A 24863-nucleotide genomic window follows, 5' to 3' on the forward strand; every position below is an offset into this window, starting at 1 on the left:
TGGTTGCAGGCCTTCGCGATTGAAAGCGTCTGCAGGCGCCTCAACGAAGTCCTGCCAGCCGCTAAGCCGCCAAGCCCCAAGCGGCCTCAGAACGACGTCCTGAACCCCACCTTCACACTCCGCCCTGCCAGCGGCGCGATATCCCGCAGGATCGAGGTCGCATTGCGCGCATCCTGGTTGGTCAGGTTATCGCCGCGCAGGTACACCAGCGTCTGCGTCCCGGACACCTTGAACTTGTAGGTCAGCGCCAGGCTCAGCAGCGTATAGGCATCGGTCGGCGTGTCATTGCTCGGCACGCGCGTCTGCCTGGCCGCATACGTGACATCCACGCGCGCGCCCCATGGCCCCGCGCCGTACACCAGCGCTCCGCCCAGGCGCAGCGGCGCCAGCCGCGGCAGCGGCTCGCCGGTGTCGCGGTTCTCGCCACGCACGTAGTCGGCGCGCGCCTCGAAGTCGAGCGTGTCGCTGCTGGTCAGCATCTTCTGCAGCAGCCGGGTCTTGCCTTCGGCCTCGAAGCCGTAGAGCGTGGCCGGCACGCCCAGGTACTGGAATTCCGGCAACGCGCCCGGGCTGCCGATGGCGACGACGTCGCCGGCCTCGTCGCGCGCGCGGCCCGTGGCCGACAGCGCCAGGTAGTTGGCAAAGCGGCTGTAGTAGCCCGATACGCTCGCGCTGTGCGCGCCCGACTTGAAGCGCGCGCCCAGGTCGATCGAGGTGGCGCGTTCCTTGTTGGCGTTGGGGTCGCCCACTTCCCACGAGCCGGTGGCCACGTGGGGGCCGTTGGCGTACAGCTCGTAGAAGGTCGGCGCGCGTTCCGTGTAAGACAGGTTGCTCGTCAGCGACCACGCCGGGTTGACCTTGTACAGCAGGCCGGCCGAGGCGCTGGTGGCGTTGAAGCTGCGGTTGGCGTCGGCAAAGCGGTCGTTGCCGTTGGCGCTGGCTTTGATGCTGCTGTGGTCGAGCCGGCCGCCGAAATTCAGCTTGAGGTCGCCCGAGGCGTTCAGCGGCAACTCTTCGAACAGGAACAGCGCGGCGTTGTCGGTATTGGTGCTCGGCACGAAGGCTTCCTCGCCCAGCGCGGAGAAGTCGGTGTGGCCGAACTGCGTGCCGATCACCCCCGTCATGTTGCCGATCCTGGCGTGCCTGGCCTCGAAGCGCGCATCCCAGCCGCGGTTCTTGAAGATCGTGCCGGTCTCGCCGTCCTCGATCTCCTTGTGCTCGTAGTCGGTGTAGCTGAACTTGCCCTTGACCGATTCGATCCAGCCGCCGGTGTTGCCGGCCAGGTTGCGCGCCTCGCCCTCCAGCGCCAGGCGGTCCTGCCTCATCTTCAGCCGCACGTCGTCCTCGGCGGGCGTGCCGTAGTCGTTGCGGTAGGCGCTGTAGTTGGCGCCGAGGAAGCCATCGGCCCAGGTATAGGAGCCGCCCAGCGAGCCGCCCTGCTGCTCGGCGCTGGTGTTGGGCAGGCGGCCATAGGCTTCGCTTTCGCCCTCGGGCAGCGGCTCGGCGGCGCGCAGGCGGTCGCTGCGGGCGTAGCCGGGGATGCGCAGGTCGCTGGTCTTGCGTGCGAACGCATCGGCATGGACGCCGAACTGGCCGTTGCCGGCCTCGATCAGCGCGCTGGCATTGCGGGCCTGGTCGCCGCCGATGGTGCCGCTGGCATCCACGGCGCCGCCGACGCCTTCGATCGGCTCCTTGGGGATGCGGTTATCGATCACGTTGACCACGCCGCCGATGGCGTTGCCGCCGTACATCAGCGCCGCCGGACCGCGCACCACCTCGATGCGTTCGGCCACCAGCGGGTCCAGCGCCACTGCGTGGTCATAGGACAGCGTCGAGGCGTCGACGGTGCTGCCGCCGTTCTGCAGCACCTTGATGCGGTCGCCATCCAGGCCGCGGATCACCGGGCGGCTGGCATTGGGGCCGAAATACGTCGACGACACGCCAGGCAGCTTGTCGAGCGTCTCGCCCAGCGTGCTGGCCTGGCGCACGGCCAGCGCGTCGCCGCCCAGTGTCGATACCGGCGCGACCATGTCGTTCAGTTCGCTGCCGAGCGGGTTGGCGGTGACGACGACTTCGCGCAGCGTGCCGCTGGCGGTGGCGGTGGCCGGCGCTGTTTCGGCGGTGGGCGCAGGCGTGGCGGTCTGCGCGTGCGCAGGCGCCGCCAGGGCAGCGAGCGACGCAGTCAGGGAAGCGGCAATGGCCGCGAGCGGGGTCAGGCGGGGGGCGCTGTTTTTCGAGCGGTTCTGTTTGGACATGGCGCGCATAGCGAGGCGTGGCAATCGGCCCCGGCTGGCCAGCAGGCACGGCATGGCGCGCCACGCCCAACGGGTATGGCCGCGCCGCGCAGGCGGCAGGCGTTCAGCTCGGGAAAAATTCGAAAGCCGGACACGCGGCGATGGCCGCGTCCCGGATCAGGCGAGGGCGATGGCCGGCGCCGGTGGCGCGCGCGAATGGAAGGGGTGGGCGGCAGGCAGGTCGGGCCAGCGCCAGGCGAGATTGGCCGGCTTGGCCGGCTTGCCGAAGGCGAGCCGCGGCAACGGCAGCTTGCCGCACAGCGTGTCGGCGACCGTGGCGCCGTCGAACAGCACGCAGGAGTGGCCGCTGAATTTCTGTGCCAGCGAGTGGGAGTCGGTATCGGCGTCAGTGCCGGCGTCAGTGCCGGCATCGGCCGCGGCCAGCGTAGCTGCGGCAGGCGGCAGCAGGCCGCCGTGCACGATGCGGTGGGTCAGCCCGGCATGCTGCGCCAGCAGCAGGCATAGCGCCAGCCACAGCGCCGGCCAAAGGCCCGGGCCGTGCGTGCGCAGGCGGGCGAACCAGTCAGTGCGCATGGGGATGGTGCGGCGCGCCGCAGCCGCAATCGTCACCATGGTCATGATCGTGGTCATGGCCATGGTCGTGCTCATGGTCCTCGTCCAGATCGTCGACCCACGCCGGGAACGGGTCCGCGTAGGTGGCCCACGCCGCTGTGCCGGCCGCCATTTCTGCGTCGTCCAGCAGGCAGGCATCGAGCCGCGCCGCCAGCGCGGCCGCGTCGAGGTCCATGCCGATCAGCACCAGTTCCTGGCGGCGGTCGCCAAACGGTGCCGGCGCCCCATCGACCTCCATGTCGGCCTCGATCTCGGCGCGGTCCGCGTCACCGGTCGGCCACTCGGCCGGGTCCAGCGCGGCCCACCAGGCGCCAGCGCCGCCGTGGCGGCACACGCCGCCGGCCTGGTTCCAGTCGCCGGCAGTGTCCATGCGGCTCGCCAGCCAGAACAGGCCCCTGGAGCGCATCACGCTGCCGTGTTCGCGCAACCATTCGGTATGGATCAGGTCGGCAAAGCGCTGCGGATGGAACGGGCGGCGGCGCCGGTACACCAGCGTCGACACGCCGCGGTCTGGCTCCGGCGCCATGCCCTGCAGCGCGGCCAGCCAGCCCGGGGCATCAGCGGCGGCGGCAAAGTCGAAGCGGCCGGTGCCGGACACGCGCTGCGGTGGCACGTTGCCGAAGCTGGCCTCGACGATATCGGCGCGCGGGTTCAGCGCATGCAGCACCGAGCGCAGCCGCGCCAGCGCGTCTGCACTGGCGAGGTCGGTCTTGTTCAGCAGGATGACGTCGCAGAACTCGACCTGCGCGGCCAGCACTTCGGCGACGGTGCGGTGGTCTTCCGACCCCTGCGCCAGGCCGCGGTCGGCCAGGAAATCGGCTTCGTTGAGGTTGGCCAGGAAGGTGGCCGCGTCGACCACCGTCACCAGCGTGTCGGGCTGCAGCGCGGCATCGGGGCCGGCGCCGTGCTCGGCCTCGAACAGGAAACCCTCGGCGATGGCGAGCGGGTCGTCCCGGCCGTCCGCCTCGACCAGCAGCGCATCGAAGCGGCCTTGCGCGGCCAGCCGCGCGGCCTCGGCCATCAGCGTGTCGGCGTCCGGCAGGACCGTGGCCTCGCAGCCGGGCGGCAGCGGCGCCAGCGTCTGGCCGTCCTGCGCGCCGCAGACCAGCACGGCCACGCGCCCGCCGGCGCCTTGCGCAAGCAGGTGGTTCAGCAGCGTGGTCTTGCCGGCGCCGGTAAAGCCGGACAGCACGGTGACGGGCAGGCGATCAGCCATGGCGGGAGAGTGGAGAAGGTGACGGACCGGTCGCGAACAGGTCGCGCATGCGGTGCGCTTCCGGTTATTGCAACAAAGTTGCGAATTTACCAGAAAGGCCCCGCCGGCGACAGCCGGACGATTCTCACAATGGTAGGCCGTGGCCGCGCCACGACAAGTGCGGCAGCGCCCGGCAAGCGCGCGCCAATGCAAACGGCCCGGTCAAACCGGGCCGTTGTGGTGCGGCAACGCCGGCAGGCCGGCGCGCCCGGGGATCAGTCCCCGAACAGCTTCTGGCGCAGTTCGCGGCGTTGCTGCGCTTCCAGCGACAGCGTCGCGGTGGGCCGGGCCAGCAGGCGCGGCACGCCGATCGGCTCGCCGGTTTCCTCGCACCAGCCGTAGTCGCCGGACTCGATGCGCTGCAGCGACTGCTCGACCTTCTTCAGCAGCTTGCGCTCGCGGTCGCGCGTGCGCAGTTCCAGCGCATGCTCTTCCTCGATGGTGGCGCGGTCGGCCGGATCCGGCACGATGACCGTTTCGCGCAGGTGTTCCGTGGTCTGGTCAGCGTTCTTGAGGATTTCGTCACGCAGCTGTTCAAGCCGATGCTTGAAGAAGGCGAGCTGCGCTTCATTCATGTAATCCTTGTCGCTCATCTTCAGGATTTCAGCTTCAGTCAGAAGTTTGTTGCTGCTCATGGTTGCTGCTGATTCTCTTGTTGAGGCGGCCGGCGGCGTCTGGGTCCGCTCGGATTCGCTGTCCGTGCGCTTGCGCGCCACGGTCGTCGTTTCACTCTGGCTGGCTGCAGTCTTGCTGCTTCGCGGGCCTCCCTTCGTTGCGCCCGCTTCGGCGTTCGCCGTACTGCCGCGGGGAGCGGGCGCGGCCTTCACAGGCTGCGCCTTGAGCGTCTCTGCCGCGGCACTACCTGTCTTGCTGCGGCTTTCTTTCGTCTTCGTTGCGGCTGTCATGGGACACCTCTCTCTCGCGTCAGTCAGTGACGGCGCGTGCCGAGGCACCCCAAGCGGAAAGGCGGTCTCCGCACGAAGCACTGCGACCGCACCTGCCCGGCGGCCTGCCTCGTGCTGACGACAACCGCCGCCCTGCAAGATCCCGGGGCGGAAAAAAGGTGCGCCACCGGTATCAAATCCGGCCTATTGTACTTGAACAAATTTTTCCGAGATACGGGGGAAAGCCAGCCTGCACTTCGGTATTTCCCCGGTACCCCGAACGGGGGTGGCCGTGAGAGGGTGTCCGGTGGCAGGAGCCGCCCGTGCGGCGGCCCGTGCACTCAGGCCAGGCAGTTCTCCAGCCCCTTGAGAATGGCGTCCCGCGGCAGGTCCACGCCGATAAATACCATCTTGGTGCCCGGCGTCTCGTCTTCCCACTTGGCGCCGATATCGCTGCCCATCAACTGGTGGACGCCCTGGAACACGACTTTCCGGTCCACACCCTCCATATATAGTACGCCCTTGTAGCGCAGCAGTTTTTCCCCGTACACCGCCAGAATCCCCGACAGGAATTCTTCCAGCTTGCCGTAGTGGAAGGGCTTGTCGCTGCGGAAGACGAACGACGCGATGCGGTCGGTGTGGTGATGGTGATGGTGGTGGTCGTGCCCGTGGCCATGGTGGCCGTGGTCGTGCCCATGGTCGTGGCCGCAGTCGTCTGCGCACTGCTCACCGTGCTCGTGGTCATGATCGTGGTCGTGACCATGTTCGTCGGCGCGCAGGAATTCGGGATCCAGTTCCAGCTTCTCGTTCAGGTTGAAGCCGCGCAGGTCGAAAATGGTGTCGATCGCCGTCTCGCCGAAGTTCGCCGTGCGGATCGGCGCCCGCGGGTTCATGTGCAGCAGGCGGTGGCGCAGCTCGGCCACGTCGTCCTCGCTGACGAGGTCGGACTTGGTGATGAAGATGGCATCGGCAAAGCCGACCTGGCGCTGCGCCTCTTCCTGCTTGTCCAGCTGCATGTGCGCATGCTTGGCGTCGACCAGCGTGATCACCGCGTCGAGCAGGTAGCGCGAGGCGATTTCCTCGTCCATGAAGAAGGTCTGCGCCACCGGGCCCGGGTTGGCCACGCCGGTGGTCTCGATCACCACGCGGTCGAAGTCGATCTCGCCGGCGTCGCGGCGCGTCAGCAGCCCGGACAGCGCCTGCACCAGGTCGCCGCGGATGGTGCAGCAGATGCAGCCGTTGCTCATCTGCACGATCTGCTCGCGGCCATCCTGCACCAGGATCTCGTTGTCGATGTTTTCCTCGCCGAACTCGTTCTCGATGACGGCGATCTTCATGCCGTGCTGCTCGTTCAGGATGCGCTTGAGCAGGGTGGTCTTGCCGCTGCCGAGGAAGCCGGTCAGGATCGTGACCGGGGTCAGTTTGGACATTTGTTGTTCTCCGGGAAATAAGAGTGCCGGTCAGTGGGCGGCGGGCGTACGCTTGCCGCACTCGGCGCAGACGCCGTTCACGGTCAGTTCGACATGTTCGATGGCAAAGCCGCTGGGCACGCGCGGCGCGGCCGGCTGGGCCGGGGCGCTGGCGTCGTCCAGGCAGAAGGTACGGTCGCAGCGGGTGCAGTGGAAATGGCTGTGCTGGCGATGTTCCTGCGCGCGCGCGGCCTCGTGCTCGACCAGGCTGAAGCGGAACACGCGGTCGTTGCCGGCGCGCTTCTGCGCCACGCCCTGATCCACCAGCCAGTCCAGCACGCGGTACACGGTGACGCGGTCGATGGTCTCGCCCTGCTCGGGCAGGCGGTCGATCACGGCCTGGTGGGTCAGCGCTTCGTCGCTGCCGATCAGGCAGGCCAGGATGCACAGCCGCGGCTGCGTCACGCGCGCGCCCAGCTGGCGCAGGCGCTCGTGGGCGGCTTCTAGGATGGCGGGCGCCAGTGCGGCGGACGGCCCGTCCGGGCTAATGCGGGTCATGGGCCGATTTAACCATAGGCCCACGGTTGATGCAATTCAGTTGCAACGGTCCATGGATGCACCCCGCGGTCACGGCTGGCGCCGAAGCCGGGGTTTGCGCCTATGATCGACAAGCGACCCAGAAGCGGAGACACGCCATGCTGAACGACGCCAGCGCGTTGCTGTTCCCCAATTTCGAACCCTTCCGGCACCGTATCGGCGAGGTCGAGATCGCCGGCGTGCAGGGCGGTTCGGGCCCGCCGCTGCTGCTGTTGCACGGCCATCCGCAAAGCCACCTGATCTGGCACCGGGTGGCGCCGAGGCTGGCCGACCACTTCACCGTGATTGCCACCGACCTGCGCGGCTATGGCAGCAGCTCGGCGCCGCCGGGCAACGCCGGGCATGAGCGTTACAGCAAGCGCGCCATGGCGCAGGACCAGGTCGGGCTGATGGCGAAGTTCGGCTTTACGCGCTTTGCGCTGTGCGGCCACGACCGCGGCGCGCGCGTCGCGCACCGGCTCTGCGCCGACCACCCCGAGGCCGTGAGCCGCGCCATGCTGCTCGACATCGCCCCCACGCTGGCCATGTACGAGCGCACCAGCATGGCCTTTGCCGCGGCCTACTGGCACTGGTTCTTCCTGATCCAGCCCACGCCGTTCCCCGAGACGCTGATCAACGCCGAGCCCGAGTTCTACCTGCAGAAGCTGGTCGGCCTGCGCCAGGCCGGGCCGAGCCCGTTCGCCCCGGACGCGATGGCGGCCTACGTGGCGGCCATGCGCGACCCGGCGCGGGTGCATGCCATGTGCGAGGACTACCGCGCCGCCGCCACCATCGACCTGGAGCATGACCGCGCCGACCGCGAGGCCGGGCGCCGGCTGGCGCTGCCGCTGCGCGTGCTGTGGGGCGAGCACGGCGTGGTGGCGCGCTGCTTCGAACCGCTGGCGTTGTGGCAGGAGGTGGCGACCGACGTGAGCGGCGAAGCCCTGCCGTGCGGGCACTACATCCCGGAAGAAGCCCCAGAACCGCTACTTGAGGAAATGCTCGGTTTTTTCCGTTGAGCAGCTCCCGGTGTCGCAAACACGAGCCTTTATAGCCGATCCCTGCATAACTACCCGGTTTCCCGCCATATGCCGCTGATTGCAGGCGGGTTAGCACCTATACCTGCGTATTGTCTGGTGTTGTTAACATCATCCTCCCCCCTTGCGTTTTACGGCAGGGGTAGCGGCGCCAGTCGGTCATGTTCCAAGCGCGGCCAGTGAGACCGCGCCAGATGCGCCCCCGCATGAGCAGGGGCCGGGCCGGCGGCAATGCATTGCTTGACGGGTATTTGAAGGAACCAGGAGAAGAGAGCATGAAACGAGTGGCAAAGACGATCGCGGCCGCGCTGGCAGTCAGCGCGATGGGTGTGGCGGCAGGCGCGTACGCGCAGGAATTCCCGGGCGGCAAGCCCATTTCGGCCGTGGTGCCGTTCTCGGCGGGCGGCCCGACCGACAAGGTTTCGCGCGAGCTGACCGCGATCATGTCCAAGCACCTGGGTGCGACCATCGTGATCGAAAACCTCGGCGGCGCCGGCGGCACCATTGGCGCCAAGAAGGTGGCCCAGGCCAAGAACGATGGCCATACCGTGCTGATCCACCATATCGGCATGGCTACGGCCCCGGCGCTGTACCGCAACCTGGGCTTCGATCCGCTGAAGGACTTCGAGATGGTCGGTGAAATCGCCGACGTGCCGATGATCCTGGTCGGCAACAAGCAGCTGCCGCCGAACACCTTCAAGGACCTGCTGCCGTACATCAAGGCCAACGCCGCCAAGCTGTCGCTGGCCAACGCCGGCATCGGCTCGGCCTCGCACCTGTGCGGCCTGCTGTTCCAGAGCGCGATCCAGACCGAGCTGACCACCGTGCCGTACAAGGGCGCGGCGCCGGCGCTGACGGATATCCTGGGCGGCCAGGTCAACCTGCTGTGCGACCAGACCACCAACCTGGCGGGCCACCTGAAGGCAAACTCGGTCAAGCCGTACGCCGCCATGCAGGCGCGCCGCGTGGAAGCCTTCAAGGACATCCCGACCGCGGGCGAGCAGGGCATGCCGAACGTGGAAGTGAAGGTCTGGCACGCCATGTACGCACCGAAGGGCACGCCCAAGCCGGTAATCGACAAGCTCACGGCCGCGCTGCAGAAGGCCGTGACCGACCCGGCCTTCCGTGCCAAGATGGCCGAGCTGGGCGCCGAGGCGGTGCCGGCACAGCGCGCCACGCCGGAATCGCTGCGCACCTACCTGACCGCCGAAATCAACAAGTGGACCCCGGTGATCAAGAAGGCCGGCGTCTACGCGGACTGATCGGGTGGATCGCTGGAAGTGATGCGCCAAGCGCGCGGGCCACTGGCTCGCGTGCGGCAACACTGGCATAAAAGAATGGGCCATGCGGCAACGCATGGCCCTTTTTGCTTTGGGGCCGGACGCACGGGGCGGGCCGGCAGGCCGGCGTCCGGCATCCTATATTGTTCAGACGCCCGCGCGGCGCGTCGCCTGTGTGGCCCGGCGCACGAAGGGGCTTGAAACCGGCCGGGGGCGTCGCCAACTACGGTCGTGACATATTCACGGAAGCCACCATGGAACAGTATCACGGCACTACCATCGTCAGCGTCCGCCGCGGCAACCAGGTCGCACTTGGCGGTGATGGTCAGGTCACTCTCGGCAATATCGTGATGAAGGGCACCGCACGCAAGGTGCGCCGCATCTACAACGGCAAGGTGCTGGTCGGGTTTGCCGGCAGCACGGCCGATGCATTCTCGCTGCTGGACCGCTTCGAGGCCAAGCTGGAGAAGTACCAGGGCAACCTGACCCGCGCCGCGGTCGACCTGGCCAAGGACTGGCGTTCGGACCGCGCGCTGCGCCGGCTTGAAGCCATGCTGATCACCGCCGACCGCGACACCACGCTGGTCATCACCGGCAACGGCGACGTGCTCGACCCCGAGGGCGGCATCGCCGCGATCGGCTCGGGTGGCGCGTATGCGCAGTCGGCCGCGAAGGCGCTGATAGAGAACACCGAGCTGTCGCCGAAGGACGTGGTCGAGAAAGCGCTGACCATCGCCGGCGAGCTCTGCATCTACACCAATACCAACTTCGTCATCGAGACGCTGGAATAAGCGAAGGCGGCAACGCGCGCCCTACTGAACGGATACCATGTCGCACACCATGACCCCGTCGGAAATCGTTTCCGAACTCGACAAGCACATCATCGGCCAGGACAAGGCCAAGAAGGCCGTGGCGGTGGCGCTGCGCAACCGCTGGCGCCGCCAGCAGGTGGCCGAGCCGCTGCGCCAGGAAATCACGCCCAAGAACATCCTGATGATCGGCCCGACCGGCGTCGGCAAGACCGAGATCGCGCGCCGCCTGGCCAAGCTGGCCGACGCGCCGTTCATCAAGATCGAAGCGACCAAGTTCACCGAGGTGGGCTACGTCGGCCGCGACGTCGACACCATCGTGCGTGACCTCGCCGAGATGGCGATCAAGCAGACGCGCGAGTCCGAGATGAAGAAGGTGCGCACCAAGGCCGAGGACGCGGCCGAGGACCGCCTGCTCGACGTGCTGCTGCCGCCGCCGCGCGACATCGGCTTCTCGCAGCCGGAAGAGAAGGATTCCAACACGCGCCAGGTGTTCCGCAAGAAGCTGCGCGAAGGCCAGCTGGACGACAAGGAAATCGAGCTGGAACTCGCCGCCGGGGTGCCGAGCATGGACATCATGGGGCCGCCGGGCATGGAAGACATGACCGAGCAGATCCGTTCGATGTTCGCCGGACTGGGCCAGGGCAAGAAGGCTCGCCGCAAGATGAAGGTAAAGGAAGCCTTCAAGCTGCTGATCGACGAAGAGGCCGCCAAGCTGGTCAATGACGAGGAGCTCAAGCACAAGGCCATCGCCAATGTGGAGCAGAACGGCATCGTGTTCCTGGACGAGATCGACAAGATCGCCAGCCGCAGCGATATCGGTGGCGGCGAGGTGTCGCGCCAGGGCGTGCAGCGCGACCTGCTGCCGCTTGTGGAAGGCACCACGGTGAACACCAAGTACGGCATGATCAAGACCGACCACATCCTGTTCATTGCCTCGGGCGCGTTCCACCTGTCCAAGCCGAGCGACCTGATCCCCGAGCTGCAGGGCCGTTTCCCGATCCGCGTGGAACTGGAATCGCTGTCGGTGCAGGACTTCGAGGCCATCCTGACGCAGACCGATGCCAGCCTGACCAAGCAGTACCAGGCGCTGTTGAACACCGAAGAGGTCAACCTGGTGTTCGCGCCGGATGGCATCCGCCGGCTTGCCGAGATTGCGTTCTCGGTCAACGAGAAGGTCGAGAATATTGGCGCGCGCCGCCTTTACACGGTGATGGAGCGGCTGCTGGAAGACCTTTCCTTCCACGCCACCAGGTCGTCGGGCGAGACCGTGACGATCGACGCGGCGTACGTCGACCAGCGCCTCGGCGATCTGGCCGGCAACGAGGACCTGTCGCGCTACGTGTTGTAAGCGGGCACAGGCCGGAAGAAGAAGGCGCACTACGGTGCGCCTTTTTTGTGCCGTTTTGGCCGGAATCTGTTGTCAGTAGGTATCCGCCTGCCACATCGCGGTAAGCATCGTAAGCATTGGTAAGCACACTGGCGGAGCCGCGTCTCGCAATGAGACCCTTGCGCACCTTGACGGTCGATTGACCGGTGCGGGAGCCACCGCATCCCACTCAACTACTGGCAGGAGAAATCAATGGTCAACTACAAGACCCGCCGCGTGGTGCTCGCCACCGGAGGCCTGCTGGCCGCACTGGCCGCGGCCACCGCATTCCTTTGCATCCGTCCCGCGGTGCCTTCCGTGCAGGCAGCCGAAGCCGCGCAGGCTGCACAGGCCACACAGGTCAATGCGCGCGGTGCCGCCGCCAAGGCTGCCGCCGCGACGCTGGCGCTCGATGCCGGCGCGCTGTTCTCGCTGTCGGACCGGCATGCGGGCGACGCCATGCGCATCGTCGCGCAGGGCGACACGGCCGAGGCCAGCGAAGGGCTGGACTGGGAACACGTGCAGCTGCGCCTGTAAGCGCGCGGCTGCCGCAATCCACCTTCCTTACCCTTCTACCGCGACACCGGCCGCTTCCCCAGCTTGCGCTGCAAGGTGCGCCGGTGCATGTTCAGCGCCCGCGCCGTGGCGGAGATATTGCCGCCATGCTCGGCCAGCACGCGCTGGATATGTTCCCACTCGAGCCGCGCCACTGACAGCGGCACCGGCTCTTCCAGCGCGGCCTGCGCCGCGTCTTCCGACACCCCCGCCATCAGCGCCGTCAGGATCGAATCGACATTGGCCGGCTTGGCCAGATACTCGTCCGCGCCTTGCTTGACCGCCGCCACCGCGGTGGCGATGCTGGCATAGCCGGTCAGGATCAGGATGCGCGCGTCGGGCAGCGCCTGGCGCAGTGGCGCGACCAGCTGCAGGCCGGATTCGGCCGGCGCGGTGCTGCCGGCTTCGGGCGGCGGTTCCAGGTGCAGGTCGAGCGTGACATAGGCAAAGTCGGTACGGCCCGCCAGCGCTAGCGCGGTGCGGCCGTCATGGGCCACTTGCACGGCGTAGCCGCGGCGCATGAGCGCGCGCGCCAGCGTGCCGGCAAAGACTTCGTCGTCGTCAATGACGAGGAACGGCGTGCCCGCCGGTGCGGTGGCTTCAGGAACCGTCTGGAAGGTATCGGTCATGGTCAGGTGTGGCGCGTGGGTTCAGGATGCGCTGCGCGCAGGCGGCGCCGATAGCGAGGACAGCGCGGGCAGCCGCAGCTCGGCCACCGTGCCGCCGCCCGACCGGTCGCGCCAGGCCAGCTCGCCGCCCATCTGGCGCGCGCCACTCTGCGCCAGGTACAGGCCGATGCCCTGGCCGCCATGCTGGCTGGCCACCGGCATTTCGCCGAGCTGGCCGCGCAGTGCTTCGGGAATGCCCTCGCCATGGTCGGCGACGCGGAACGACAGCCACGGCGCCACTTGTCCCGGCTCCATGGCGATCTCCAGTTGCAGCGGCTTGCTGGATCGGCCCGCGTTCTGCTGGGCGCGCGCGGCGTTGTCGAGCAGGATGGTCAGGATCTGGCCGACCCGCGCGGTTTCGACCGGCTGCGCGCCGGCACCCGGCGTGGCGCTGGCCTGCAGGCTGGCGTTGGGATGGCGCAGTTGCCAGCGCTCGGCGAAGGCCGGCAGCCAGGCAGCGAGGCGCTGCGGCGCGAGCGTCGCCGAATCTTCGCGCAGCCGCGCCAGCGTGGTGCGGCAGAGCGCCAGCTGCTGCTCGACGGTCTGCAGGTCGGGCAGGTAGCTGCGGATCGGCGTGGTGCCGAGCGCCGCGTCGGAGGCATCGGCGCGCAACTCGCCGGCGATCACCGCCAGCGTCGCCAGCGGCGTGCCGATCTCATGCGCCACCGCGGCGGCCTGGCCGTTGAGGTCTTCCACGCGCGCCTCGCGCAGCAGCTGCTCGCGTGCCAGGTTCAGTTGCGCTTCGCGCTGGCGCAGCACGCCCGACAGCCGTGCGACGAACAGCGCGATCATCACTGCGCTGGCGACAAAATTCAGCCACATGCCCGCCAGGTGGTAGTTCACGGCGTTGTCGGGGTTGTGCAGGTCCAGCGGCACGTACTCGAACAGCAGCACCGTGTAGCAGGCGAGCGCATACACCGACAGCGCGATCACCTGCCGCCACGGCAGGATGGCCGCGGCGATCGCCAGCCCGGGCAGGTAGAACGACACGAAGGGGTTGGTCGCGCCGCCGGTATAGAACAGGATCGCCGACAGCGCGGTCAGGTCCACCAGCAGCTGGCCCATCAGTTCGGCTTCGCCGGGCGCGCTGTTGCGCCGCCTGTGCTGGCGCAGGCGCAGGGCGGTGATCAGGTTGAACAGCGCCTGCAGCCCGAGCACCACCATCAGCGGCTTATACGGCAGCCGGATGCCGGCGATCGGGTCGCATGCCAGCAGCGTCAGCGCCTGCCCCGACAGCAGCGCCCAGCGCAGCCAGAACAGGCGGCGCAGCGTCACCTGGCCATGGCGGGGCGAACTGGCGGCCGGCAAGGGCGACAGGAAGGGCAGGTCAGGCAAGCGGGGCGAGGGGGGCACGGCTGCGGCAGTGGTCATGGCGCGAGTGTATCAATGCGGCTGGAAGGTGCCGGCGCGTGCGACACCTTGCCGCATTGGCGGCGCGGTGCCGCCGCTGCCAGACTAGCCGGCTTTGGCCGGTACCCGCGTGCCACCCGCGCGCCGCGTACCTGCCCCGGCGGGCCTGCACGCGGCGCGCGACGCCATGTTCTAATGTCTGCTTTCAGGAGAGACAAAGATGCAAGCCAAATTCCGCGCGGCCACGCTGGCCGCATCGATTGCCGCACTGGCCACGGCGCTGGCGTCCGGAGCCGCGCTGGCCCAGGTCGACGTCAGCAACGCCTGGGTGCGCGGCACGGTGCCGACCCAGGCCGCTTCGGGCGCGTTCATGGTGCTGCATGCGCACGAGAACGCGAAGCTGGTGGGCGTCTCGTCGCCGGTTGGCGAAGCCGAGATCCACGAGATGAAGATGGAAAACAACGTGATGCGCATGCGGCAGATCAAGTCGCTGGACCTGCCCAGGATGCAGAACGTCGAACTGAAGCCCGGCGGCTACCACGTGATGCTGATGGGCCTGAAGAGCCAGCTCAAGAAGGGCGATACCGTGCCCATCACGCTGAAGATCGAGCAGGGCGGCAAGGTGACCGAGCAGAAGGTCAACGCCGAAGTGCGCGACATGGTGCCGGGCGGCAGCCACGGCGAGCACAAGCACTGATCAGAAGGGGGCCAGGCATCGCCCTGGCCGCCAGCCATCATGGCCAACAAGCAACACGGCACGCGCCAGAAACTGGTTTTCCGCGGAGGCACGCCGCCCGCACCGCCCGCACCACCCGAAAAGCCGACAAGGCGCCCTGACGCCCGGCCGCAGCCGCCAGTGCCGGGTGCCGCCAAGCCGGCGCGGCGGCGTCAGCCGCGCAAGCTGATCGGCTCTTCCGATTCCTGACTGGCCGCCGCCGCCAGCATGCGCTCGCGCAGCCAGGCGTGGGCGGGGTCGGCATCGGTGCGCTCGTGCCAGATCATGCTGAAGGTGAAGTCCTCCAGCGCAAACGGCGGGTCGAACACGGCGTAGCGCGAGTCTTCCTCCAGCGCGGCCAGGCTGCGCCGCGCCGTGGTCAGCACCAGGTTGGTCCCGGCGATCAGCGCCGGCGCCACGCTCCAGTGCGGCACCACGCAGGCGATCTTGCGGCGCCCGCCCAGCCTGGTGACCGCAGTGTCGATCGCGTCCATGCGTTCGCTGTGGGTTGCCACCAGCACATGCGAGCGCGCCAGGTAGGCCACCTGGTCGAGCCGGCCGGTGTCCCGCACCGTGGCCGCGTCCACCGCGCAGGCATAGCTTTCGCGGAACAATTCGGCTGACTGCACGCCTTCAGGCTGGTAGCTGAACACGCCCAGCGCCATGTCGATCTCGCCGTCTGCCACTTGCGCCGTCATGCCCTCGCGGCTGGCCTGCGACACCACCAGGTCGATATTGGGCGCGGCCTTGCGCACCGCGCGCAGCAGCCGCGGCAACACCACCAGCGCACCGTAGTCGGACATCGCCAGCCGGAAGGTGCGGCGGGTGGTGGCCGGCTGGAAGCCGCTCGGCCCGAGCAGGATGCGCACCTGCGACAGGGCTTCGGCCAGCGGGCCGGACAGTTCATGGGCGCGCGCGCTCAGCACCAGGCCGCCCTTGCCGCGTACCAGGATGGGATCGTCGAGGAGCTGCCGCAGCCGCCCCAGTGCATGGCTGACCGCCGGCTGGCTCAGGTGCAGGCGCAGCGCGGCGCGGGAGATGTGGCGCTCGGCGAGCAGTGCTTCAAGCACCACCAGCAGGTTCAGGTCGATTCCGCGTAGGCTATTCATTCGACGAATATTAAACGTATGAAAGCAGAATTGGGAATTCGCTTTGCGATATTTCAAACTGTCAGGCATCGCAGTTTGCCCTACGGAGCGTGACATGTCAGGCATCCAGTTGCCGAATTCCTTCCCGATTACCTTGCTGTTGCCCCTCGCAACCGCCGTGCTGGCGGGCGCCGTGATTCCGTTCCAGGCGGGTGCCAATGCCACGCTGGGGCGTTCGCTGGGCCATCCGCTGGCGGCAACGCTGGTGTCGCTGCTGGTCAGCCTGGCGGCGCTGCTGCCGCTGCTGTGGCTGCTGCGCGTGCCGCTGCCCGCGGCATCGATCCTGGCGCGGGCGCCGGCGTGGACCTGGATCGGCGGCGTCCTGGGGGTGTTCTATATCTCGGCCGCCCTGGTCATGGCGCCGAGGCTGGGCGCGGCAGGCTTTATCGCCGCGGTGGTGGCGGGACAGGTGCTGGCCGCGCTGCTGGTGGACCAGTTTGGCCTCGCCGGGTTTGCGGCGCGGGCGATGACGCCGGGGCGGCTGGCGGGCGCGGCGCTGATCGTGGCGGGAATGCTGGTGATGCAGTGGGGCGGCGCCGCTGCGCCCGCCGGCGCGGCGCCGGCGGCTCAGTCCGCGGCGGGCTCCGGCGCCTGAGCGCCGCGCTGGCGCGCCGCCAGGCAGCCGGGACACAGGCAGTGTTGGCCCGGCACGATGCGCCGCGCCGGCAGCAGCGGCTGGCTGGCGCACCAGCACTCGCGCAGCCCCGCCACGTAGCCGCACACGAAGCCGGCGCCGCATTGGCTGCAATGCTCGACAGGACGGAGCTGGCCGGTCAGGACGGTGGCGGGATCGGTCATGGTGCGGGATTGGGAACTGGTGCGCCGGGGAGCGGGACAAACGGTCAAAGACGGCAAAGATGGCAAAGGCCGTGGGCCATGCCGGATTGCCCGCGCTGTTGCGCGAACGGAACGCTGGCGGGCCGCCGTGGTGCCCCGTGCGGCGCTTGCAGGCGGATGGCCGGACCTGCCCGGGCCGCGGGACTCGCGCCCCGCGCGGTTTCTTGTAAAATCGGCGCCTGCCATAGCCGGATGGCGCACTTTCGGGCGATCCCTGTTGCGCGCTGTTGCGTTTTCCCCCGGCTACGCGGCTGTTAGCCATCATACCTGTTGAATCTCACGGATGTCCCCCATGAACGCCGACAACCCCGGGCCTGCCGCGACTGCGGTGGCCGCCATCGCTCCCGCACTGAAAGCCGAGATCCTCGCCGAGGCGCTGCCGTATATCCGCAAGTTCCACGGCAAGACCATCGTGGTCAAGTACGGCGGCAATGCCATGACCGAAGAAAAGCTGAAGCACGGCTTCGCGCGCGACGTGATCCTGCTGAAGCTGGTTGGCATGAACCCGGTGGTGGTGCACGGCGGCGGCCCGCAGATCGATGAAGCGCTGAAGAAGGTCGGCAAGATCGGCACCTTCGTGCAAGGCATGCGCGTTACCGACGAAGAGACCATGGAAGTGGTCGAGTGGGTGCTCGGCGGCGAAGTCCAGCAGGACATCGTGATGCTGATCAACCAGTACGGCGGCCAGGCCGTGGGCCTGACCGGCAAGGACGGCGGCCTGATCCGCGCCAAGCGCCTGCAGATGCCCGACCGCGAAAATCCGGGTGCCTTCATCGATATCGGCTACGTGGGTGATATCGAGGCGATCAACCCGGCGGTGGTCAAGGCGCTGCAGGACGACGCCTTCATCCCGGTGATCTCGCCGATCGGCTTCTCCGACGACGGCCAGGCCTACAACATCAACGCCGACGTGGTCGCCGGCAAGATGGCCGAGATCCTGAAGGCCGAGAAGCTGGTCATGATGACCAACATCCCCGGCGTGATGGACAAGAAGGGCAACCTGCTGACTGACCTGACCGCGCGCGAGATCGAAGAGTTGTTCGCCGACGGCACCATCTCGGGCGGCATGCTGCCGAAGATCTCGTCGGCGCTGGACGCGGCCAAGAGCGGCGTGCATTCGGTCCACATCGTCGATGGCCGCATCGAGCATTCGCTGCTGCTGGAAATCCTGACCGAGCAGGCGTTCGGCACCATGATCCGCTCGCACTGAGCGGCACCGCCGGGGCGCGGGCCACGACCGGCCGCCCCGGCATCCCCATCATCACCAGAGCTGCCCGGCGTGACTTCCAGTCTTCCTCCTCCGCGCCGTGTCCGCGCTCGCCTGCGCCGCCGCCCGGCCGGGGACAACTCCGGGCGCACGGTCTGGCTGTTCGACCTCGACAACACGCTGCACGACGCCTCGCACGCGATCTTCCCGGCGATCAACCGGCTGATGACCGCCTACGTGGCGCGCGTGCTCGGTTGCGACGATGCCACTGCCAGCCGCGTGCGCGTCGATTACTGGCAGCGCTACGGCGCAACGCTGCTCGGCATGATCCGGCACCACGGTGTCGATCCCGCCGACTTCCTGCGCGCCGCGCATGAATTCCCGGCGCTGGCCGAGATGGTGCGCGTGCAGCGCGGGCTGGCGGCGCACCTGCGGCGCCTGCCGGGGCGCAAGATCCTGGTCACCAACGCGCCGCAGGACTATGCGCGCGCGGTGCTGGACATCGCCGGCATCGGCCACTGCTTCGAGCGCGTGGTGGCGATCGAGCAGATGTGGGTGCATGGCCACCTGCGCCCCAAGCCGGACCGCCGCATGCTGCGCCGGCTGCTGGTGCAGGCGCGCGTGGCGCCGCATCGCGCGGTGCTGGTGGAAGATACCGTGTCGCACCTCAAGCGCTATGCCGGCACCGGTATCCGTACTGCCTGGGTGACGGGCTACCTGCGCACGATCGCGCCGTCGCGCCCGCACGACGTACCTGGCGTGGCCGCTTCGGCGCAAGATGACGGCAGCCGGCGCGATGCGGCGGTACGCTCGACGCTCGAGGCGGAAGAAGACCGCCGCGCCGGCCATGCCGTGCAGGAGCAATCGGTCACGCTGATTGCCGCGGAAGCACAGGTACCGCAGGCACCGCAGGCGCAGCCCGACAACGTGCCGCGCGTGCGGGCCCGCGTCCCCAACCGGCCGGCCTATGTGGACATAAAAGTACAATCGATGCATCAACTCCAACGACGAATGCGGAGAAACGGGTCATGACGCAAAGCAACGGGGACCAGCCGGAGGCAGTCATTACAGGCGGGGCCGATGAGATGGACACACCCGCGGACACACCCGCCGCGCCTGCCGCGCCGGCGCGCAAGCGCCCGCGCCCGGGCGAGCGGCGCATCCAGATCCTGCAGACGCTGGCGACCATGCTCGAGCATCCGCGCGGGGAAAAGATCACCACCGCCGCGCTGGCCGCGCGCCTGAGCGTGTCCGAGGCGGCGCTGTACCGCCACTTCGCCAGCAAGGCGCAGATGTTCGAGGGCCTGATCGGCTTTATCGAGCAGACCGTGTTCGGCCTGATCAACCAGATCACCGCCAAGGAAGAACACGGCCTGCGCCAGGCGCATGCGATCGTGCGCATGCTGCTGTCGTTCGCCGAGAAGAACCAGGGCATGACGCGCGTGCTGACCGGCGAGGCGCTGGTGGGCGAGCATGAGCGGCTGCAGGAACGCATCAACCAGGTGGTGGACCGCATCGAGGCCTCGCTGCGCCAGTGCCTGAAGGTGGCAGTGACGCAGGCCGAGTTTCCCGCGGACGCCGATATCCCGGCGCGCGCGGCGCTGATCATGGCGACGGTGCAGGGCCAGTGGCACCGCTATGCCAAGAGCGGTTTCCGCAAGTCGCCGTCGGACCATGCCGAGGCGCATCTGCGCGTGCTGCTGGGCTGAAACCGACACGCCGGGCCGATTGCTCTATAATTGCCCGGTCGCGCCGATTTGATGACTGGCTTGCGGGCGCGCGGCAGCCACGGGAACACCAAGGGACCAAGGTCCGGGCTGCCACTATAAATGCGGCTAAAGAGGTTGGGTCGGCGCCCCACGTCACCACGACGATGATCGGCACCGGCACGCGGAATCCCGCAAGGAATCCAGTGAATCCCGACTTGGCTGCGATGCTTTACACGCAAATGCCGGTCGGGTTTTTTTATGCCCGTTCGCCGCGGGCCCGGATTCCATGACTGATGTCGCCCTGCCGTCTGCCGCGCCCAGCGCGCCCAACGCGCTCTCCCTGCCGCCCGATTCGGTCGGCGTGGTCACGCCGCAGCGCATGCACTTTGCCGAGCCGCTGAAGCTGCGCAACGGCACGTCCCTCGCCGGCTATGACCTGATGGTCGAGACCTACGGCACGCTCAACGCGGCGCGCTCCAACGCGGTGCTGGTGTGTCACGCCCTCAATGCCTCGCACCATGTCGCTGGCGTCTACGCCGACGACCCGCGCGACGTGGGCTGGTGGGACAACATGGTCGGCCCCGGCAAGGCGCTCGATACCAATCGCTTCTTCGTCATCGGCGTGAACAACCTGGGTTCGTGTTTTGGCTCGACCGGGCCGATGAGCGTGAATCCGGCGACGGGCCAGCCTTATGGCGCGACGTTCCCGGTGGTGACGGTAGAGGACTGGGTCAACGCGCAGGCGCGCGTGGCCGACGTGTTCGGCATCACGCAGTTCGCCGCGGTGATGGGCGGCAGCCTCGGCGGCATGCAGGCGCTGGCCTGGAGCCTGATGTACCCGGACCGGCTGCGCCACTGCATCGTGGTTGCGTCCACGCCCAAGCTGTCGGCCCAGAATATCGCCTTCAACGAAGTGGCGCGCAGTTCGATCCTGTCGGATCCCGACTTCCACGGCGGCAACTACTACGCGCATGGGGTCAAGCCCAAGCGCGGCCTGCGGGTGGCGCGCATGATCGGCCATATCACCTACCTGTCTGACGAGGACATGGCGGAGAAATTTGGCCGCGAACTGAAGGCGGAGGACATCCGCTTCTCGTTCGATGTCGAGTTCCAGGTGGAGAGCTACCTGCGCTACCAGGGAGACAAGTTCGCCGAGTACTTCGACGCCAACACCTACCTGCTGATCACGCGCGCGCTGGACTACTTCGACCCGGCGCTGGCCTTCGGTGGCGACCTGACCCGCGCGATCGCGCAGACGCAGGCGAGCTTCCTGGTGGCGAGCTTCAGCACCGACTGGCGCTTCGCGCCCAGCCGCAGTCGCGAGCTGGTCAAGGCGCTGCTGGACAACAAGCGCCCGGTCTCGTACGCCGAGATCGACGCGCCGCACGGCCACGATGCCTTCCTGCTCGACGACCCGCGCTACCACAACCTGATGCGCGCCTACTACGACCGCATCGCAGAGGAGATCGGTGCATGAACGCCCTGGCCAATCCCAATATCCTGGCGCTGCGCCCCGACTTCCGCGCGATCGCGCGCTGGATCGAACCCAACTCCACCGTGCTTGACCTGGGCTGCGGCGACGGCAGCCTGCTGCGCGTGCTGCAGGACGAGCTCGACGTGCAGGCCTACGGCATCGAGATCCGCGACGAAGGCGTGCTGGCGTGCGCGCAGAAGGGCGTGCATGTCATCCAGCAGAACCTGGAAGGCGGACTGGCGCTGTTCGAGGACAAGAGCTTCGATACGGTGATCCTGTCGCAGACGCTGCAGACCATCCACAACACCGCGCAGGTGCTGCGCGACACGCTGCGGGTGGGGCGCGAGTGCATCGTGTCGTTCCCGAACTTCGGCTACTGGCCGCACCGGCTGTCGGTGTTCCGCGGGCGCATGCCGGTGTCGGAGTCGCTGCCGTACCAGTGGTACAACACGCCCAACGTGCGCGTGCTGACCATCAGCGACTTCGAGGAACTGGCGCCCACGGTCGGCTTGCGCGTCATCGACCGCGTGGTGATGCACGAGGGCATTACCGTGAACTGGGGCGTCAACTGGCGCGGCAGCCTGGCGGTGTACCGGGTCTGCGCGGCCTGACCTCGCACGGCGGGCGGCGCCTGGCCGCCTGCCTTATTGCGGCAGCGCGCCGGCCTCATACTGCGCCGCATACTCCTCCGACGGCGGGATCGGCTTGATCACGTCGATCAGCACGCCGTTGGGATCGGCGGTGATGAAATGCCGCTGGCCGAAGGCCTCGTCGCGCAGCGGCAGCAGGATCGGCAGCCCCGCCGCCTGCAAGCGGTCATGGACCGCATCCGGGTCTTCCACTTCAAAGTTCAGCAGCAACCCCTGGGCGCGCTGGCCGCGTGCCGGCGCGGGGATGGTTTCGTGGCTGCTGTCCAGCACGGCGAGATTGACCGATGGATCCCCGGCCAGTTGCAGGTGCACATACCAGTCGCTGGTGAACAGCGGCACGAAGCCGAGGTGGCGCTGGTAGAACGCGGCGGTGCCGGCGACATCGCCGGTCATGATGACGGGGTAGCAGCTGGTGACTTTCACGGGACGAGCTCCTTTTTTCTGCATACATACAGCTTGTATGTAAATTGATATTAAGATACAGGCTGCATGTATGCAAGGAGAAAACCGCGTGGCCCGATCCAACCGCGAACGTACCGAGGCTACCCGGCAGGCGTTGCTCGACGCGGCTCGCACGCTGTTTGTCGAACGCGGCTACGGCGAAACCTCGACCCCCGACGTCTGCGCCGCGGCCGGCATCACGCGCGGGGCGCTGTACCACCACTTCGCCGACAAGCGAGACCTGTTCCGCCACGTGCTGGCTGACGAGGCCGCGGCGGTCGCCGCCGATATCGAGGCCGCCGCGCCCGCCGGCCTGGATCCCGCCGAAGCGCTGATGGCCGGCGCGCAGGCCTATCTGGATGCGATGACAGTGCCCGGCCGCACCCGGCTACTGCTGGTCGAGGGGCCCGCCGCGCTGGGCCTGCGCGAAACGCTGGCGCTGGACGACGCCAACGCCGCGCGCACACTGCGCGAAGGACTTGATGCTGCCGGCGTGGGCGGGCAGGGCGAGGTGGCGCTGCGCGCGCTGGCGCCGCTGCTGTCCGCGGCCTTTGATCGTGCCGCGCTGGAGATCGAGGCCGGCGCCGATGCCGCGCGGGTGCGCGAAGCCATGCTGTGGCTGCTGCGGCGGGCGCTGGGCAAGGATTAGTCAGGCAGGAAGCTCGCTGGCGGTGGCGGCCAGGTGGTCGACAAAGGCGCGCACCTTCGGCGGCACGTGGCGCGTCGGCGTATACACCGCGTAAGCTGTGCCGATATAGGGCTCCAGGATGTCCCACTCCGGCAGCACCGTGACGACGCGGCCCTCGTCCAGGGCGCTGCCGAGCGAGAAGTCCGGCACCAGCCCGATGCCCGCGTCGCCTTCCACCATTGTCATGATCGCCAGGCTGTTGTTCAGCGTCAGCCGTGGCGGGATACGTACCACCACGGTCTCGCCGCTGGCATGGTGGCGCAGCGTCCAGCGCTCGCCAAAATTGCCATAGCCCAGGTACAGGCAGCGCGCCGCCGGCAGTTCGGCCGGCGCAGCGGGCGTGCCGTGCTGCGCCAGGTAGCGCGGCGAGGCCACCAGCCGGTAGCGCACCTCGCGCAGCGGCCGCGCCGCCAGGCCGGGCGCCAGCTCGCGCGCGATGCGCACGGCCACGTCCAGGCCTTCCTCGACCAGGTCGACCATGCGGTCGATCAGGGTCAGCTGCAGGTCCAGTCCCGGGTATTTCTGCAACAGGGCGGGCAGGCGCGGCGCCAGCCAGGCCTGCCCGAACGAGACCGGCGCGCTGACGCGCAATACGCCGTGGGGCGTGCCGCCATGTTCGCCTGCCAGCGCGGTGACCTCGCGCGCGGCGGCGGTCATGCGCGCGCAGGCGGCGTAGACCGACTGGCCCAGCTCGGTCAGCGCAAAGGCGCGCGTGGTCCGCTGCAGCAGGCTGGCGCCGAGCGTCGCTTCCAGCCGAGACACGTGCCGGCTGACGCCCGACGGCGTCATGCCGAGATCCTGCGCCGCCGCGGAGAAGCTGCCGCATTCGACCACGCGGGCGAAAACGGCCATCGCGTTGAGTGGTGTATCCGACATGCGGCGTCTCCCATCTTTGATCACAGCTCAAATACTAATTGAGCTTCAGCGGGATTGTTGAGCGGATGGCACGGTGGAACAATGCCGCCATTGCATCCCCCGGAGCGCTCCATGCCTTCACCCCAATCCCTGCCCGGCGGTGCCTGGCGCATGGTCGCGGCCATGGTGTTGTCAGGCACCATCGGCTGGTTTGTCGTCACCAGCGGGCAGCCGCCGCTGGACGTGGTGTTCTTCCGCTGCATCTTCGGCGGCGCCGCGCTGCTGGGCACGCTGACGCTGCAGCGCGGCTGGGTGCGCATGAGCCGCGCGCAGCTGGGCTGGCTGGCGCTGGGCGGCGTCACGCTGGTGCTCAACTGGCTGGCACTCTTCTCGGCATACGCCCATAGCGGCATCGCGATTGCGACCGTGGTCTACCACACGCAGCCGTTCTTCCTGCTGCTGCTGACCTCGGCGATGCAGCGCGAGCCGTTCCCGTTCGCCAGGCTGCCGTGGCTGGTACTGGCCTTTGCGGGCGTGATGCTGATCACCGGGCTCGAGCACGGCACCACCGGCACGGCGATGCTGGCCGGGATCGGCCTGGCGCTGCTGGCGGCCTTGCTGTATGCGGTGACGACCATGGCTACGCGCCGGCTGCAGGCGATCCCGCCCGGGCAGATCGCGGGCCTGCAGATGGTGCTGGGCGTGCTGATGCTGGCGCCGCTGGCGCATCCCGCGGCCGGCAGCTACTGCACCGGCACCTGGGCCGCGCTGCTGGCGCTGGGACTGGTCCACACCGGCATCATGTACACCTTGCTTTACGGCGCTTTCCAGCGGCTGAGCGTGGTGTCGATCGCCACGCTGTCGTTCGTCTATCCGTTGGTGGCGATCGTCATCGACGTGATGGTGTTCGGCGTCGTGCTCGGCCCGCTGCAGGTCGCGGGCATGCTGCTGGTGCTGCTGGGCGTGGTCGCCAACCAGCTCGGCTGGAGCCTGCCGTGGCGGCGCCCGGCACAAGGCTGATGCGACGCCGGGGTCGCTTGCACGCAGCGCCGGTTGACCGAACTCCTGACTACGGTTAGT

The 24863-nt window shown here is 68.2% G+C and carries 26 protein-coding genes; 14 read left to right on the forward strand and 12 right to left on the reverse strand.

Annotated features, from left to right (window positions below; genetic code table 11):
- Positions 1-86: 86 nt before the first annotated feature.
- The 6 genes from LPA45_RS00750 to LPA45_RS00775 all read right to left on the reverse strand — a co-directional run bounded on the left by LPA45_RS00750 (position 87) and on the right by LPA45_RS00775 (position 6973).
- Positions 87-2255: a TonB-dependent receptor gene (locus tag LPA45_RS00750; protein ID WP_367394767.1), complete on the reverse strand. Its 2169-nt coding sequence runs from the start codon at positions 2253-2255 to the stop codon at positions 87-89.
- Positions 2256-2411: 156 nt separating this feature from the next.
- Entirely contained in the window at positions 2412-2885 is a 474-nt protein-coding gene (locus LPA45_RS00755; protein WP_376790622.1) for a hypothetical protein, read from the reverse strand.
- Positions 2818-4083, reverse strand: coding sequence for a GTP-binding protein (locus LPA45_RS00760; protein ID WP_367394768.1), 1266 nt, complete (start codon positions 4081-4083; stop codon positions 2818-2820). Before LPA45_RS00760 ends, LPA45_RS00755 begins: the two co-directional genes overlap by 68 nt.
- 254 nt (positions 4084-4337) lie before the next feature.
- Positions 4338-5027 carry an RNA polymerase-binding protein DksA gene (gene dksA, locus LPA45_RS00765; protein ID WP_233527968.1) on the reverse strand — a complete coding sequence of 230 codons (690 nt, stop codon included), beginning with the start codon at positions 5025-5027 and terminating at the stop codon, positions 4338-4340.
- 320 nt (positions 5028-5347) lie between these two features.
- Entirely contained in the window at positions 5348-6436 is a 1089-nt protein-coding gene (locus LPA45_RS00770) for a GTP-binding protein (protein WP_317922691.1), read from the reverse strand.
- Between the two features lie 30 nt (positions 6437-6466).
- Positions 6467-6973, reverse strand: a complete 507-nt coding sequence (locus LPA45_RS00775) for a Fur family transcriptional regulator (protein WP_116316870.1) — start codon at positions 6971-6973, stop codon at positions 6467-6469.
- Between the two features lie 137 nt (positions 6974-7110).
- On the opposite strand from LPA45_RS00775, the gene LPA45_RS00780 reads away from it, so the two are divergent.
- The 5 genes from LPA45_RS00780 to LPA45_RS00800 all read left to right on the forward strand — a co-directional run bounded on the left by LPA45_RS00780 (position 7111) and on the right by LPA45_RS00800 (position 12023).
- Positions 7111-8010, forward strand: coding sequence for an alpha/beta fold hydrolase (locus LPA45_RS00780; RefSeq protein WP_367394769.1), 900 nt, complete (start codon positions 7111-7113; stop codon positions 8008-8010).
- A gap of 293 nt (positions 8011-8303) precedes the next feature.
- Positions 8304-9290, forward strand: coding sequence for a tripartite tricarboxylate transporter substrate-binding protein (locus LPA45_RS00785; RefSeq protein ID WP_116316872.1), 987 nt, complete (start codon positions 8304-8306; stop codon positions 9288-9290).
- A 272-nt stretch (positions 9291-9562) separates the two neighbouring features.
- Positions 9563-10099 carry an ATP-dependent protease subunit HslV gene (gene hslV, locus LPA45_RS00790; RefSeq protein ID WP_116316873.1) on the forward strand — a complete coding sequence of 179 codons (537 nt, stop codon included), beginning with the start codon at positions 9563-9565 and terminating at the stop codon, positions 10097-10099.
- Between the two features lie 37 nt (positions 10100-10136).
- Complete coding sequence (hslU, locus tag LPA45_RS00795; protein ID WP_116316874.1) at positions 10137-11468, forward strand: ATP-dependent protease ATPase subunit HslU; 1332 nt, start codon at positions 10137-10139, stop codon at positions 11466-11468.
- 231 nt (positions 11469-11699) lie between these two features.
- On the forward strand, positions 11700-12023 hold the full coding sequence (locus LPA45_RS00800) for a hypothetical protein (RefSeq protein WP_367394770.1): 324 nt from the start codon (positions 11700-11702) through the stop codon (positions 12021-12023).
- Positions 12024-12058: 35 nt separating this feature from the next.
- Here LPA45_RS00800 and LPA45_RS00805 read toward each other — a convergent pair whose 3' ends face one another.
- A complete protein-coding gene (locus LPA45_RS00805) occupies positions 12059-12670 on the reverse strand; it encodes a response regulator transcription factor (RefSeq protein WP_116316876.1) in 612 nt (203 codons plus the stop codon).
- 21 nt (positions 12671-12691) lie between these two features.
- Entirely contained in the window at positions 12692-14080 is a 1389-nt protein-coding gene (locus LPA45_RS00810; protein ID WP_116316877.1) for an ATP-binding protein, read from the reverse strand.
- 199 nt (positions 14081-14279) lie between these two features.
- On the opposite strand from LPA45_RS00810, the gene LPA45_RS00815 reads away from it, so the two are divergent.
- Entirely contained in the window at positions 14280-14756 is a 477-nt protein-coding gene (locus LPA45_RS00815) for a copper chaperone PCu(A)C (RefSeq protein ID WP_116316878.1), read from the forward strand.
- Between the two features lie 191 nt (positions 14757-14947).
- Here the strand turns inward: LPA45_RS00815 and LPA45_RS00820 are convergent, their stop codons facing one another.
- The gene (locus LPA45_RS00820) at positions 14948-15883 is read right to left on the reverse strand and encodes a LysR family transcriptional regulator (protein ID WP_116316879.1); all 936 of its coding nucleotides are present in this window, start codon (positions 15881-15883) and stop codon (positions 14948-14950) included.
- A gap of 94 nt (positions 15884-15977) precedes the next feature.
- On the opposite strand from LPA45_RS00820, the gene LPA45_RS00825 reads away from it, so the two are divergent.
- A complete protein-coding gene (locus LPA45_RS00825; protein WP_116316880.1) occupies positions 15978-16517 on the forward strand; it encodes a DMT family transporter in 540 nt (179 codons plus the stop codon).
- Here LPA45_RS00825 and LPA45_RS00830 read toward each other — a convergent pair.
- Entirely contained in the window at positions 16490-16720 is a 231-nt protein-coding gene (locus LPA45_RS00830; protein WP_116316881.1) for a cysteine-rich CWC family protein, read from the reverse strand. The genes LPA45_RS00825 and LPA45_RS00830 overlap by 28 nt on opposite strands.
- A gap of 331 nt (positions 16721-17051) precedes the next feature.
- Here LPA45_RS00830 and argB point away from each other — a divergent pair, with 331 nt between their 5' ends.
- From argB to metW, 5 genes are all read left to right on the forward strand, one after another.
- Positions 17052-17969, forward strand: a complete 918-nt coding sequence (gene argB / locus LPA45_RS00835) for an acetylglutamate kinase (protein ID WP_116316882.1) — start codon at positions 17052-17054, stop codon at positions 17967-17969.
- Between the two features lie 69 nt (positions 17970-18038).
- Positions 18039-18998: a pyrimidine 5'-nucleotidase gene (locus LPA45_RS00840; RefSeq protein WP_116316883.1), complete on the forward strand. Its 960-nt coding sequence runs from the start codon at positions 18039-18041 to the stop codon at positions 18996-18998.
- Entirely contained in the window at positions 18995-19675 is a 681-nt protein-coding gene (gene slmA, locus LPA45_RS00845; RefSeq protein WP_199414490.1) for a nucleoid occlusion factor SlmA, read from the forward strand. Before LPA45_RS00840 ends, slmA begins: the two co-directional genes overlap by 4 nt.
- Before the next feature lie 286 nt (positions 19676-19961).
- Entirely contained in the window at positions 19962-21152 is a 1191-nt protein-coding gene (locus tag LPA45_RS00850) for a homoserine O-acetyltransferase (protein ID WP_116316884.1), read from the forward strand.
- Positions 21149-21760: a methionine biosynthesis protein MetW gene (gene metW, locus LPA45_RS00855; RefSeq protein ID WP_063241126.1), complete on the forward strand. Its 612-nt coding sequence runs from the start codon at positions 21149-21151 to the stop codon at positions 21758-21760. Before LPA45_RS00850 ends, metW begins: the two co-directional genes overlap by 4 nt.
- Before the next feature lie 33 nt (positions 21761-21793).
- Here the strand turns inward: metW and LPA45_RS00860 are convergent, their stop codons facing one another.
- The gene (locus tag LPA45_RS00860) at positions 21794-22222 is read right to left on the reverse strand and encodes a VOC family protein (protein ID WP_116316885.1); all 429 of its coding nucleotides are present in this window, start codon (positions 22220-22222) and stop codon (positions 21794-21796) included.
- A gap of 88 nt (positions 22223-22310) precedes the next feature.
- Between LPA45_RS00860 and LPA45_RS00865 the strand changes: the two genes are divergently transcribed.
- Positions 22311-22889 (forward strand): TetR family transcriptional regulator, encoded by a 579-nt coding sequence (locus LPA45_RS00865; protein ID WP_367394771.1) that lies wholly within the window; start codon positions 22311-22313, stop codon positions 22887-22889.
- Here the strand turns inward: LPA45_RS00865 and LPA45_RS00870 are convergent, their stop codons facing one another.
- Positions 22890-23804 (reverse strand): LysR family transcriptional regulator, encoded by a 915-nt coding sequence (locus LPA45_RS00870; protein ID WP_317924276.1) that lies wholly within the window; start codon positions 23802-23804, stop codon positions 22890-22892.
- Positions 23805-23915: 111 nt separating this feature from the next.
- Here LPA45_RS00870 and LPA45_RS00875 point away from each other — a divergent pair, with 111 nt between their 5' ends.
- The gene (locus tag LPA45_RS00875; protein WP_367394772.1) at positions 23916-24803 is read left to right on the forward strand and encodes a DMT family transporter; all 888 of its coding nucleotides are present in this window, start codon (positions 23916-23918) and stop codon (positions 24801-24803) included.
- The last annotated feature ends 60 nt before the right edge of the window (positions 24804-24863 follow it).

The sequence above is a fragment of the Cupriavidus sp. Agwp_2 genome (genome assembly GCF_040784895.1).
Taxonomy (GTDB): Bacteria; Pseudomonadota; Gammaproteobacteria; order Burkholderiales; family Burkholderiaceae; genus Cupriavidus.